The sequence below is a fragment of the Mycolicibacterium agri genome (assembly GCF_002553505.1).
Lineage (GTDB): Bacteria > Actinomycetota > Actinomycetes > Mycobacteriales > Mycobacteriaceae > Mycobacterium > Mycobacterium agri.
Genome location: NZ_PDCP01000005.1, coordinates 1 through 12,581, shown reverse-complemented (window position 1 = coordinate 12,581; position 12,581 = coordinate 1). Strand labels below are relative to the sequence as shown.

11 protein-coding genes are annotated in these 12,581 nt (G+C 64.4%); 7 read left to right on the top strand and 4 right to left on the bottom strand.

Going from position 1 to position 12,581, the window contains the following annotated elements; translation table 11 throughout:
• The first annotated feature begins 17 nt into the window (after nt 1-17).
• Complete coding sequence (locus tag CQY20_RS04225; RefSeq protein ID WP_234816091.1) at nt 18-329, top strand: hypothetical protein; 312 nt, start codon at nt 18-20, stop codon at nt 327-329.
• Between the two features lie 23 nt (nt 330-352).
• The gene (locus CQY20_RS36160; RefSeq protein WP_097938416.1) at nt 353-1,279 is read left to right on the top strand and encodes a redoxin domain-containing protein; all 927 of its coding nucleotides are present in this window, start codon (nt 353-355) and stop codon (nt 1,277-1,279) included.
• Nucleotides 1,280-1,296: 17 nt separating this feature from the next.
• Here the strand turns inward: CQY20_RS36160 and CQY20_RS04215 are convergent, their stop codons facing one another.
• On the bottom strand, nt 1,297-1,989 hold the full coding sequence (locus CQY20_RS04215) for a FadR/GntR family transcriptional regulator (protein ID WP_097938415.1): 693 nt from the start codon (nt 1,987-1,989) through the stop codon (nt 1,297-1,299).
• A 156-nt stretch (nt 1,990-2,145) separates the two neighbouring features.
• Here CQY20_RS04215 and CQY20_RS04210 point away from each other — a divergent pair, with 156 nt between their 5' ends.
• The 4 genes from CQY20_RS04210 to arr all read left to right on the top strand — a co-directional run bounded on the left by CQY20_RS04210 (nt 2,146) and on the right by arr (nt 7,037).
• Entirely contained in the window at nt 2,146-3,531 is a 1,386-nt protein-coding gene (locus tag CQY20_RS04210; protein ID WP_097938553.1) for an SLC13 family permease, read from the top strand.
• Between the two features lie 199 nt (nt 3,532-3,730).
• Nucleotides 3,731-4,945: a CaiB/BaiF CoA transferase family protein gene (locus CQY20_RS04205; protein WP_097938414.1), complete on the top strand. Its 1,215-nt coding sequence runs from the start codon at nt 3,731-3,733 to the stop codon at nt 4,943-4,945.
• Nucleotides 4,942-6,456 carry a carboxyl transferase domain-containing protein gene (locus CQY20_RS04200; protein WP_097938413.1) on the top strand — a complete coding sequence of 505 codons (1,515 nt, stop codon included), beginning with the start codon at nt 4,942-4,944 and terminating at the stop codon, nt 6,454-6,456. The genes CQY20_RS04205 and CQY20_RS04200 overlap by 4 nt, the downstream gene beginning before the upstream one ends.
• A gap of 152 nt (nt 6,457-6,608) precedes the next feature.
• On the top strand, nt 6,609-7,037 hold the full coding sequence (gene arr / locus CQY20_RS04195; protein WP_097938412.1) for an NAD(+)--rifampin ADP-ribosyltransferase: 429 nt from the start codon (nt 6,609-6,611) through the stop codon (nt 7,035-7,037).
• A 29-nt stretch (nt 7,038-7,066) separates the two neighbouring features.
• Here arr and CQY20_RS04190 read toward each other — a convergent pair whose 3' ends face one another.
• Nucleotides 7,067-8,110, bottom strand: a complete 1,044-nt coding sequence (locus tag CQY20_RS04190; protein WP_097938411.1) for a serine hydrolase domain-containing protein — start codon at nt 8,108-8,110, stop codon at nt 7,067-7,069.
• Between the two features lie 180 nt (nt 8,111-8,290).
• Between CQY20_RS04190 and CQY20_RS04185 the strand changes: the two genes are divergently transcribed.
• Nucleotides 8,291-9,952, top strand: coding sequence for an HNH endonuclease signature motif containing protein (locus tag CQY20_RS04185; RefSeq protein WP_097938410.1), 1,662 nt, complete (start codon nt 8,291-8,293; stop codon nt 9,950-9,952).
• 337 nt (nt 9,953-10,289) lie between these two features.
• Here CQY20_RS04185 and CQY20_RS04180 read toward each other — a convergent pair whose 3' ends face one another.
• Complete coding sequence (locus CQY20_RS04180) at nt 10,290-11,312, bottom strand: hypothetical protein (RefSeq protein ID WP_097938409.1); 1,023 nt, start codon at nt 11,310-11,312, stop codon at nt 10,290-10,292.
• Between the two features lie 128 nt (nt 11,313-11,440).
• Nucleotides 11,441-12,214 (bottom strand): hypothetical protein, encoded by a 774-nt coding sequence (locus tag CQY20_RS04175; RefSeq protein ID WP_133119018.1) that lies wholly within the window; start codon nt 12,212-12,214, stop codon nt 11,441-11,443.
• Nucleotides 12,215-12,581: the final 367 nt, after the last annotated feature.

Sequence of the window (12,581 nt, the reverse complement as noted above, 5' to 3'; positions counted from 1 at the left end):
AGGTTATCCACACCGTTGTGATTACGGCGGGATACCGCCGTTTGGCCGTTTTCACCTGGTCGATCGTGGGCATTCCCGTGCGCATGGACAAGGTCAGTCGGCTGCGGCACACCCAGCAGCGAATCGTCAAAGTTCAGCGCCGGGTATGGCTGGCGCAGGTCCTCGCGTGGCCGACGGCCGTCGCCGCCGGGCTGCTGTCGATCGCCGGTCTGGTGTGGTTGGCGAGGCGAAGACATTCCAGTGGTCGGCACGAGATGCCGTACACGCCTGGGGCCCACGAGGCGGGCACCGTCTACGTCGAGTCAGACGGGCAGATCTCCCGCGTGTGAGCGTGCCGCGCTAGTCTTTGCCGATGATCGCGGGCGACAAGGCGCCTGACTTCACTCTCCTCGATCACACCGGTCGCCCTCGGCGGCTGTCGGAGTTCTTGTCCGAAGGTCCGGTGGTGCTGTTCTTCTTTCCGCTCGCGTCCTCACCGATCTGCACCGCGCAGGCGTGTCATTTTCGGGATTTGAGCACCGACTTCGCCTCGGTTGGCGCGCAGCGGCTGGGCATCAGCACCGACGCCGTGGACCGGCAGGCCCACTTCGCCCAGCAACGCAAGTTCGACTATCCGCTGCTTTCCGACGCTGACGGCGTGGTGTCCGAGTTGTTCGGGGTGCATCGGGGCAGGCTCGCCAAGCTGCGCGAATCCGTCGTCACGCGTGAGGCGACCCGACGCCGACGCCATATTCGACGCCGCGGCCTGCTGGCCCGACTGCTTCCGGTTCGACGAACCACATTCGTCATCGACACGGACCGCACCGTCCTCAAGGTCGTCTCCAGCGAGCTGAGGGCATCGGTGCATGCCGACCAGGCATTGTGGTTTCTGCAGAACTACACGTTGTCGCGACGTTCGCCACACGCCTTGTCAGGACATCAGCAGCTCAAGAGCGATTGGTTCACCGAACCGGAGACCACTGATGTTGCGGTACCGCTCGAGGCGCCGATCGAAACACTGCGCACGACAATGAATTCGCCGCGGTGGCCGAAACATGATGTGCGGGGCCAAATCCTGGCGTGCTGCATGCAGAGCCGATCGGTCGCCGAGATCGCCGCGCAGCTGTCCTTGCCGCTCGGTGCGACGCGGTTTCTGGTCGGCGAACTGGTGGCACAGGGTTTCCTGCAGGCGAGCACGATGCCCGGTGAATCGATGCCGATCGACGATCGCCGTGAGCTGATCGAACGGACGCTACGCGGACTGCGCGCATTATCAGCGAGCGCTGAGACGCGAGAGTGACTTCAGTGCACCCTTTTTCACGCCTCGCGCAATAGCGCTACGTCGGAGACCATCCGGATGTGATCGGCCATCGCCTTGGCGGCCTCTTGCGAATCCTGCCTGCGAATCGCGTCGGCGATGCGCCGGTGCCCTTCCAGTGACGCGCGGGGGCGGTTCTCCTGCGAGAGCGACTCGATGCGCGTTTCCCTTATCAGGCCGGCGATCTCATGCATCAGTTTGGCGAGCAACGACGAGTGCGCCGCGGATGTGATGGCCTCGTGGAACATCTCGTCGCCGACCACGCCGCGCTCACCGGCTTCTACTTCCTTCTCCATCGTGGCGATGGCCGCATCGATGGCCACCATCTCGGCGTCGGTCCGCCGTTGCGCCGCCAATCCGGCGAGCTTCACTTCGAGGGCCTCGCGCGCCTCGATGATGTCGGGAATGCGATCGGCATGTTCACGCAGGGCGCGGATCGACCCCTCTTCGGTCGGCCGCCGGATGAGGATGGCACCGTCGCCGTGCCGGACCGACAGGACACCCTGCACCTCGAGTGCGACCAACGCCTGGCTCAGCGACGCGCGACTCACCCCCAACTTGGCGGCCAGATCGCGTTCTGCCGGGAGCCGGTCACCTGGCTTCATCTCGTTGTTGTAGATATACGCGCACAGCTGCTCGACGATGACCTCGTAGAGCCGGGGGCGCGTCACAGGTCTGAGTTGCTCAGCCACTAGCTCACCCACTCTCTGAACCAGAGGATACCCGTCTCGCCCTGCCAACCGCCGTAGCATGCCTCACACTCGTTATTGACAGTGACCTATCCCACTGGTGTAATGGCTAGGCCAGTGCTCCACTGGCTCACTGCTCGCTCGACGTTCGGAGTCCCGATGCCGCTCGAACTGATCCCGATTCTCGCCCTCGTCGCGATGTTCGCAGCGGCGACGCTGCTCCCCATCAACATGGGCACGCTCGGTTTCGTCGCCGCCTTCTTGGTCGGCACTCTCGCCGTCGGTATGGATACCGACGACATCATTGCAGGCTTCCCCAGCGACCTCTTCCTGACGCTGGTCGGCGTCACCTACCTATTTGCGATCGCGCAGAACAACGGCACCGTGGACCTGATGGTCCGCGGGGCGCTACGCCTCGTCCGAGGCCGAGTCGCGTTCATTCCGTGGGTGATGTTCGGCATCACCGCGGTATTGACGGCCCTGGGCGCACTCGGGCCCGCCGCGGTCGCCATCATCGCGCCGATCGCGCTGACCTTCGCCCGCAAGTACCAGATCAGCGCCCTGCTGATGGGCATGATGGTCATCCACGGCGCTCAGGCCGGCGGCTTCTCCCCCATCAGCATCTACGGCGTCACTGTCAACAACATCGTCGCCAAGGCCGAACTGCTCAACAGCCCGCTGGCGCTGTTCCTCGGCAGCTTCTTCTTCAACCTCGGCATCGGGGTGCTGCTCTTCATCTTCCTTGGCGGCCGCAAGCTGATCGGGCGGACCACCCAGAGCTTCGACGCCGACGACGAAACCGCCGCGCCCGGTGCCGACGGCAGCGGAGGTTCGGCACCGACGGGCTCGGGCGGTAGCCCCGTCTTCTCTGGACACGGGACCGCGGCGTCGACGGCCACGTTGACCGCACCCCCGAATACGCCGACCAGCCCGCTGCCACGGCGTGCGGCGTCCTTCGACCAGGTGCTCACCATCATCGGCCTGGGCGCGCTCGGGTTGTTCTCCCTGATCCTCGACCTCGACGTGGGTTTCGTCGCGATGACCGTCGCCGCCGTGCTGGCGCTGGCATCGCCCAAGGCCCAGAAGGGCGCCGTAGCGCAGATCAGCTGGTCCACCGTTTTGCTCATCGGCGGAGTATTGACCTTCGTGGGCGTCCTGCAAGAGGCCGGCACCGTCGAATGGGTCGGCAATGGCGTTGCGCGCCTTGGTATGCCGCTGCTGGTTGCCCTGCTGCTGTGCTACCTCGGCGGAATCGTCTCGGCGTTCGCGTCATCGACCGCGATCCTGGGAGCCACCATCCCGCTTGCGGTTCCGCTGCTGCTGGCCGGTGACATCGGGCCGATCGGTGTCGTCGTCGCGCTGGCCATCGCGTCCACGATCGTCGATGTCAGCCCGTTCTCGACCAACGGCGCGCTCGTACTCGCCAATGCCCAGGGCGTGGATCGCGACGTGTTCTACCGGCAGATCCTGAAATACAGCGGGCTGGTCATCGCAATCGGGCCTCTGATCGCCTGGGCGGTTCTGGTCCTCCCCGGCTGGTTGTAACCACAAAGACGAAATGACCCGAGGCGGAAGATAATCCGTCTCGGGCATTCGTCGTATGTTGTTGTTTTGCTGAATTCTATTGTGGCTCAAGTCACTTCGAATTCTTAATGCCAGGTGGTTGACATGCCCAGCCGGCGGTGCTGTGCTGAATTGGCTAGGCCACTCATCCATTAGTTCTCCAAGCCAACCGGAGGCCCTCATGACCGAATCCATTCACTCGGGCCCGCAGGTGACCCCGTCCGCCGGCCCGCTGGCCGACATCCTCGTGGTTGATCTGACCCGCGCCCTGGCCGGCCCGCACGCCGCGATGATGCTCGGCGACCTCGGCGCCGAAGTGATCAAGATCGAAAATCCCGGGGGCGGCGACGACACCCGTGGCTGGGGGCCGCCGTTCATGGAACCCGAAGGGGCAGCGCGCGAATCAACCTACTTTCTGTGCGCGAACCGCAACAAGAAGTCGGTCACGCTCGATCTGAAAGCCCGAGCCGGCCGCACCGTCCTGATGAAACTGCTGCGCCGCGCCGACGTGCTCATGGAGAACTTCCGCCCCGGCGTTCTGGACCGGCTCGGCTTCTCCGAGCAGGTCTTGAGGGAACTCAATCCGCGTCTGGTTGTCTTGTCGATCAGCGGGTTCGGTCATGACGGGCCCGAAGCCGACCGTGCCGGGTACGACCAGATTCTTCAGGGTGAGGCCGGTCTGATGTCGGTGACCGGGGCCAATCCCCATGACCTGCAACGGGTTGGGGTACCGATCGCCGACCTACTTGCAGGCATGTACGGCGCGTTCGGTGTGCTGGCCGCCCTCAATGAGCGGACCCGCACCGGGCGGGGTCAGGTGGTCCGCGCGTCGCTGCTGGCCGCGATCGTCGGTGTGCATGCCTTCCAGGGCACCAAATGGACTGTCGCAGGGCAGATTGGCGAGGCGACCGGTAATCACCATCCCTCCATCTGCCCGTACGGCCTGTTCGACACCGCAGACGGCGCCGTGCAGATCGCCGTCGGCAGCGAGGGATTGTGGAAGCGCTTCTGCGACGGCTTACAGCTCGACCCACATGCCGAGGGAATGGCGACCAATCCTGAGCGCGTGGCCAACCAGAAGCGCGTCAAGGAATTGGTCCAGAGTGTGTTCTCGCTGTACACCACCGACGAGCTGCTCGCCATCCTCGCCGAAATCGGCGTTCCCGCAGGGCGGATCCGCAATCTGCGGGAGGTCTACGAGTGGGAGCAAACCCGCTCACAGGGACTACTCATCGACGTCGACCATGCGACCCTTGGCACCATCACGCTGCCTGGGCCGCCGCTGCGCTTCTTTGATGTGGGCGGGCCCGAACGCACCCGGCGAAACCACACTGCGCCGCCGGTGCTCGGCGCGGACAACGACCTGATCGACGAGTTGACAGCAGGCCGGCGATGAAACGCCCTAGCGCGCGTGATGCTGTCGCGGCGGTGATCGATCCCGGGTCATGGACGACGTGGGACACGCCCATCGCCGACGCGGAATGTGACAACGGCTATGCACAGGAGCTCGCGCACGCGCGCTCGGTCACCGGGCTCGACGAGGCGGTGATCACCGGCGCCGCGACAGTGGAGGGCCGCCGAATTGCCTTGTTGGCAAGTGATTTCCGATTCCTCGGTGGATCCATCGGGATCGCGGCGGGCGAACGGCTCACCGCCGCAATCCGGCGCGCGACGGCGGAAAGGCTGCCGCTGCTCGCTTTGCCGACCTCGGGCGGCACGCGCATGCAGGAGGGGGCCGCGGCGTTTCTGCAGATGGTCAAGATCACCGCGGCCGTCGTCGACCACAGGGCCGCGCACCTCCCTTATCTGGTGTATCTGCGCCACCCGACGACCGGAGGGGTGTTCGCGTCGTGGGGATCGTTGGGACACATGACGTTTGCCGAGCCGGGCGCGCTGATCGGCTTCCTCGGTCCGCGCGTGTACCAGGCGCTCTACGACGCGCCGTTCCCGGAGGGCGTGCAAACCTCTGAGAACCTCGAGGCCTGCGGGCTGATCGACGGCGTGCTGCCGCTCGAGAAGTTGTCCGACGTCGTCGCGCGTGCGTTGAGCGTCATGGTGCGCCCACACCGGACCGCATCCGTGCCGACTGCCCCACCCACGGTTCCGGTCGCCGACGTGCCTGCCTGGGAATCTGTGCGCGCTTCGCGTCGCGAGGACCGCCCCGGCGTGCGCGAACTCCTGCGCTACGCGGCCGGTGATGTCCTGCAGCTCAGCGGGACCGGGCAGGGCGAAACCGATCCGGGACTGTTGTTGGCCCTGGCGCGACTCGGGCACATGCCCTGTGTGCTGCTCGGCCAGGATCGGCGCGGGCAGACGCCGCAGGCGCCGCTGGGGCCGGGCGCGTTGCGACAGGCGCGGCGCGGGATGCGGCTGGCCGCCGAACTTGACCTTCCTCTGGTCACCGTCATCGACACCGCCGGCGCGGCGCTGTCGCGTGATGCTGAAGAGGGCGGGCTGGCCGGCGAGATCGCCCGCTGCATAGCCGAGATGGTGTCGCTGCCGGTGCCGACGGTGTCGGTGCTGCTCGGCCAGGGCACGGGAGGTGGCGCGTTGGCGCTGGTTCCGGCAGATCGGGTGCTCGCGGCTCAGCATGGCTGGCTGTCGCCGCTCCCACCCGAGGGCGCCAGCGCCATCCTGCACCGCGACACTGCCCACGCGGCGGAGATGGCCGAGCAGCAGGGCGTGCGCTCGGCGGATCTGTTCGAGCACGGTCTGGTCGACCGCATCATCGCCGAGCACCCCGACGCTGCGGCCGAGCCGGAAGCGTTCTGCCGTCGCATGGGCGCGGCGATCCACGCCGAATTGCGAACTCTCGCAGGCGAAGACCCTGCCCAGCGCCTCGCCGAGCGGGCCTGCCGCTTCGACCGAATCGGGCGGCCGCGCGACGTGCTGGCGCAGGCGGGATGAAGTGGTCCGGGCCACCGGGTTCCGAACGCGGCTGAAGTGGCCGAATCCTGTTGTCCCACTCTCACTATACGGCGGGGACTGGGCCTTGCGGCAAGGCCCCGCGCGTGCGGCACAATCGTCCGGCCAGCAACCGCGAGCGATGGAGAACCGCTGTGCCGAACCCGCCGAAACCCTTTGAAGTCCACGAGTCGGGTGCCTACCTGCACGGCACCAAGGCCGATTTGAAGGTCGGTGACCGGCTGGTGCCCGGGCGCCCGTCGAATTTCGAGGAGGGCCGCATCATGAACCACGTCTACGTGACACAGACCCTCGACGCCGCGGTGTGGGGCGCCGAGCTGGCCTCCGGCGACGGCCCGGGACGGATCTACATCGTCGAACCGGAAGGCCCGCTCGAAGACGATCCGAACGTCACCGACAAGAAGTTGCCCGGGAACCCAACCCGCTCCTACCGCACCCGAGAGCCGGTCCGGATCGTCGGTGAACTCACCGACTGGGTCGGACACACACCCGAACAGCTGCAAGCCATGCGCGACAACCTCGCCGAACTACAGCGTCGCGGCGAAGCCGTCATCTACGACTGACTGCGAGACGCAGACGACTGGCCGGTTGTCTACTCAGACGGGGGCAGCGGCCATGTGTGGGCCGGGCTGACGATGTTCGCGATCCTGGTGAAGAAGTTCCACACGCCGAGAACTTCGACGTTCGAGTTGACGAGCATGATCAGCGTGGTGTCCTCGGGCGGTAGGTAGTAGGCGTAGCTCTGATATCCGTCGAGATTGCCGTTGTGACCGATCCAGCCGTTCTGGTATTCCAGGCCGAGCCCATAGAGCGCACCTTCGCCCTCCGACGGAGCCAGCAGAAACTTGCAGCGTTCGGCGTGCGTGCCCGGTGAAAGGAGGGCACCCATCGCCACGCTTGGCGCCCAGATCCGCAGGTCGTCCAGCGTCGAAACCATCGCTCCCGCAGCCCACCCCCACGATGTGTTCCAGCCGGCGGCATCGACGATCTGGCCGTCGGGGCGTCGGGTGTAGCCCTGTGCGCGCGGTGAGGGAAATTCGGTACCGTCCGGCAACAGGGTGTTCTGCATGTCGAGCGGTTGGGTGATGTGGTCGCGGATGTAGTCGCGCAGAGGCTGGTCCGAAACGTTTTCGACCACGAGGCCGAGCAGCACCGTATTGGTGTTGTTGTAGTCGAACCGGTCGTTCGGAGGGAAACGGGGCGGATGGCTCGCGGCCATCTGCACCAATTCCTCGGGCCTGTATTGACGGTATTCGTCACCGGGGGCCGGTGGGTAGGTATGCACGGAGTAGTCGTAGAGCCCGGAGCGCATTGCGGCCAACTCACGGATGGTGACCTGATCACCGTTCGGGGCGTCGGGCACATACCTGCCGATCGGATCGTCAAGGCCGATTCGTCCTTGGTCCACCAACTGCAGAACGGCAGTGGTGGTGAAGCTTTTGGTGACGCTGCCGATACGCATCGACAGATCGGGCGTCATGGCCTCGCCGGTACCGGTGTCGCGAACTCCGAACGCCCGGACGTACGGAGCCTGGTCTGGTTTGGACACGCCGACAATGACGCCGGGAATCGAGGCCTCCCCGATGCCCGCCGAAATGGTCTGGTTCAGCTCCGCCTCCCAGCCCGCCAGCGACATCGATCCTCCTTCGGAGGCGATTGCTCCGTACTTCGCACGATTTACTCATCCACGCCGACGACAGGACTAGATTTTCACCATTTCGAAGCGGCGACCATGGGCGACTGCGTCATAGGTGACGTTGCGAAGGCGCGCACTGGTTGGTCGCCGATGGTGACCCGAAATTTTGTCGGTGTTCGAATGTATGTTCGAGATATGTCGGATCGCGACTTGCAGGCAGCAGTCACCGCGCTGCGTGCCGCCTTTGACGAGGTGGCCTGCTGTGATGTCGACCTGCTGACCGGTAGCGAGTTGGTGGCGGCTCTCGATGAACTCGAGACCCTGTCGTGCCGATTGCCCTCGATGAGTCACCGCATGCTGGCGCGGCTGCAGTGCGAGACGACGCCGAAGAAGATGGGTGCCAAATCGTGGAAAGAGGTGCTGACGGTTCGCTGGCGGATCTCCACCAGCGAGGCGAACCGACGGTTGACCGAAGCCGCCGTGTTGGCGCCGCGTCAGGCGTTGACCGGGCCGTTACTGCCGCCAGTGTTGCCGGCCACTGCTGCCGCTCGGGAACGCGGGTTGATCAACGGGGAACATGTGGAAGTCATCCGTAAGGCCATCGACAGATTGCCGGGTTTCGTCGACGGCGCCACCCGCGAGCGGATCGAGGCCGACTGGGTTCGTAGTGCCACCGGTGTCGGCCCGAAGGAACTGAAGGACTTGGCCGACCTCACCGTGTTTCTTCTCGACCAGGACGGACCGGTGCCCGATGATGCCGAACGCGCCCGCAAACGCGGGTTTTCACAGGGCAAGCAACGTCGCGACGGGATGACTGACGTCGTAGGAAGTTTCACCCCCGAAGCGCGGGCGGTGTGGGAAGTGATCTTTGCCAAGTACGCCGCGCCGGGCATGTGCAATCCCGATGATCCCGCACCGTGCACATCGGGGACGCCGACACAGGCACAGATCGACAACGACCACCGCAGCCTTGCTCAGCGTCAACACGATGCCATGGTCGCCGTCGGGCGCATCGCCCTGATGAGTGGCGATCTCGGGAACCTCAACGGATTGCCTGTTTCGATCATCATCCGCACCACCCTGCAGGATCTGGAGTCTCGGGCCGGCGTCGGCACGACCGGCGCAGGCACTGTCATGCCGATCGCCGATGTGATCCGGCTGGCCGGCCACGCCAACCACTACCTGGCGGTGTTCGACGGCGCGACCGGCTCAGCACTAGATCTCTTCCGCGCCAAAAGGATCGCCTCCCCGGCGCAGCGCATCATGCTGATAGCTCGTGATGGCGGGTGCACCAAGCCGTGCTGCACGGTCGGCGCCTACGGCTGCCAGGTGCATCACGCATCGACCGATTGGTCAAAAGGCGGCAATACCAACATCAACGAACTCGGCCTGGCATGCGGGTCCGACAACCGCAGCGTCGACGAAGATGGCGGCTGGTCCACCCGCATCAACGACCGCGGCGAAGTCGAATGGATCCCACCACCGGCGCTAGACACCGGCCAAGCGCGGGTCAACTACTACCACCGACCCGAAGCGCTTCTGCGCCCACCCGATGATCCGGAATCTCGCAGCCACAACGACATTGATCCGTCGACCGAATCCACTGGCGACAATGAGGTCGGCGACAACGAGGTTGGCGACGCGGAACACGACGCCAACGACGTCAGCGACACAGAACACGACACCGATGAGGTCGGCGACATCAACGAGGCCGACGGCAACGGAGTCGGCGACACGGAATGCGGCACTAAGGGCAACGGCACCGAGTCGGACGCCCCACCGTCGGTCGACGCTGCCGGTGAACCCGGCGGGCCCTCACCTCCGGACGATCGGGCGGCCTGACGGCCGTAGATCTCCTACCGCACCAAATCGGGACGACACGTGGGCGGTGGGTCTGCCCGCCCGCAGGATCAGCGGGTCATTCGTGGTGCCGGGTAGGCGCCGAAAGGCAGTAGAAACGCGCCCTGGGATGGCGCACTCCGAGAGCGCTTACATGCATGACGGAAACCGCCCGATGGAGCATTGAAGCGGGCTTATCAAAGAAGTCGAGCTACGGGACTCGAACCCGTGACGCCCCCCACACACACACTGCCAGACCAGGCCGCGGCCGTGAACAGCCTTTAGCAGGCGTCGAGCTCTGTCGTGGGCGCAGTTTCGCACGCCATTGTCGTCACGGCTGTCACGACCCGAGCTCACGGCGCGCGAATGCGGCGAACGCGAGCGGACGATCGAAGATGGCAGACCGGCGTTGCCCTCGAAACGCTTGATCCACGGCTGCCACCAAGCCGAGTGTGCTGGCTGCCGTGGCCAGCGTCCCGCCTGTGAAGGCAAGATCGGCGACAGTAAGCGCGGCGGCGACGACACCGACCGCGCTCCACACCACCGTCCACTTTCGCTCCTTCATCCGCTCTTCAATCTCGGCGAGTTCTTGTTTCAAGCCGTCGCGCGCGGCGTTCATCAGATCGGCGCGATCGCGGTCATCAGATTGCCCAGCGCAGTGGATCGCTTCGGCTTCGATACGTCTGCGGAAGTTGGTGAGGAGTTCCTTGTGATCTTCTTTGAACTCCGCCAGTCTCGCCGGCTCGATTCCACCCGCCGGTGCGGGCAGGATGTCCCGCAGTAGCTCGAATCGAATTGAGTGCCGCTTTGTGTCAAGCAGCCGGTCGTGCTCAGGGAGCGGTTTGAAGGCGTCGATGGCGGCTGGTGAGTCCGTGATCGGATCCATCCCCACCGTCTTATCCTGGCCGACGATCACGGCGAGGTATGCCATAAGGAGGTTCGCGGTACGCCGCTCGACGTCGATCCACAGCGAGCCCGGGTCACCGCTGGGATCTTTTGCGAGACAACGCTCGACCAGCGCCGTAGCAAGTCCGTAGCCAATCTTGGTGAGGTGAACGCGCTCCCATGCACATTGGGTGGCCGGCGACATGGTTTTTTGCACGAGCGGGTCGTTATCGATAAGACTGAGAAACGCGTCGAAGTGGTCGCCCGCATCGCCGTACCAGAACTCGTTGGTAGGCGAAACCGGTACTAGTAGTTCTTCCCTTAGAAGGGCGCTCGTATAGGACCGCAGAAAGCGATCATCGTCGGCGAGTTCCTCAGGCAGGATTGTGCCCACCCTGTCCCAGTAGAGCAGTACGCTGGTGAACCACTCGTTTTCGGGCGGACGGATGGAGGGAAAGTAGAGCACGCTGTCGGCCATCTAGAATCTCCAAAGAGTGATTACGGCGGTGCTGCCGATAACGTATCGCTAAGGTGAAAAGTTGCGCCTTGCCGGAAGTTCGTAGTTCTGCGTTGGCACGTTGATCGTGTAACTTTTCTGTTCAGCTGCTAAGTGAAGCAGTACGGGCACAGTTCATTACGGAATCCGTCGCGCACCGGTGCCGGCAATTCATCCATGTAGATGATGCCCTCCTCGCCGCACGGACGATTGGAGCCCCGGTCGCTGAATTTGCACCGCTCCCAGATGTCGGTCTTGTGGATCGCGGATCGACGCAGCTTACTCTTGTAGATCGGGTAGCCATCTTCGTCGACCTTGGGCCCGTTCTCGTCACTATCCTGCCAACTGATCGCTCGGTGCCAGCGGACGTACTTGTGGTCTCGCTGCCAGCGGTCCTCGACGAGCATCGAGCCGACGGTGAAGTCATGAGGCCACTGCGGGTCGTCCGGCGGACGGTAATGGCAACAGCCGACATTCACCTTCGGAGCGGTGTAAAGTTCGTCGCTCCTCCGGTCGATGAGTAGCCTGCGCGCGCCGGGTTCGGAGCTCCACTTGTCTTGGACGAAGATTTGTGTGTCGCCCACGCTCACAACCCATCGAGTGCGCCATGACGGGTCTCTGCGGAATGTGGGATGGTTCTCGACCTCGTAACGAATTGTCCGCATCATGGGGTCGCGGACCGTTCGGCGATCGATCATCTTGACCGCGAAGCCACGGGCGGTGCCGTACGGCACATTCGTCAGCGTGCAAACGTCTTTGGCGAGCCGTAGAGTTGGCAACTGCGGGTCATCGCTCACCTGTGCCAGATACGAAGGATCGTCGTACCATCGGCCTGCGACGGCCGAGGAGACGCTGGCGCCGATGTTACACATGACGACGTCCATTTCGATCGCCGTTCCGATATGACCCACGTGCACCATTGGGTAACCGGGTGATCCACCCAGTCCCGGGAGTGGGCCACTGTATTGAGCTCCCGCGAGGAGCCAATTGACGTCCCGGACCGCGCCGCCGACCCGGTTGACCACGAGATTCTTGACGTAGCGCGTGACCTCACCGCCGAACGCGTCGAAAAGCGCGGCCAGACCAAGGGGGCATACTTTGTCGTGACGCTAAGCATTTCTATGTAGTCACGATGGGGACGAAGCCTGACTTCGACCTCCGCGTGGGCGTCGGCTGAATCGCCCTGGATTCGCCGGAGGCTCGAGCTATTGGATTCCGACCAGGGGTTGGTCGGTCCGTGATGCATCGTAG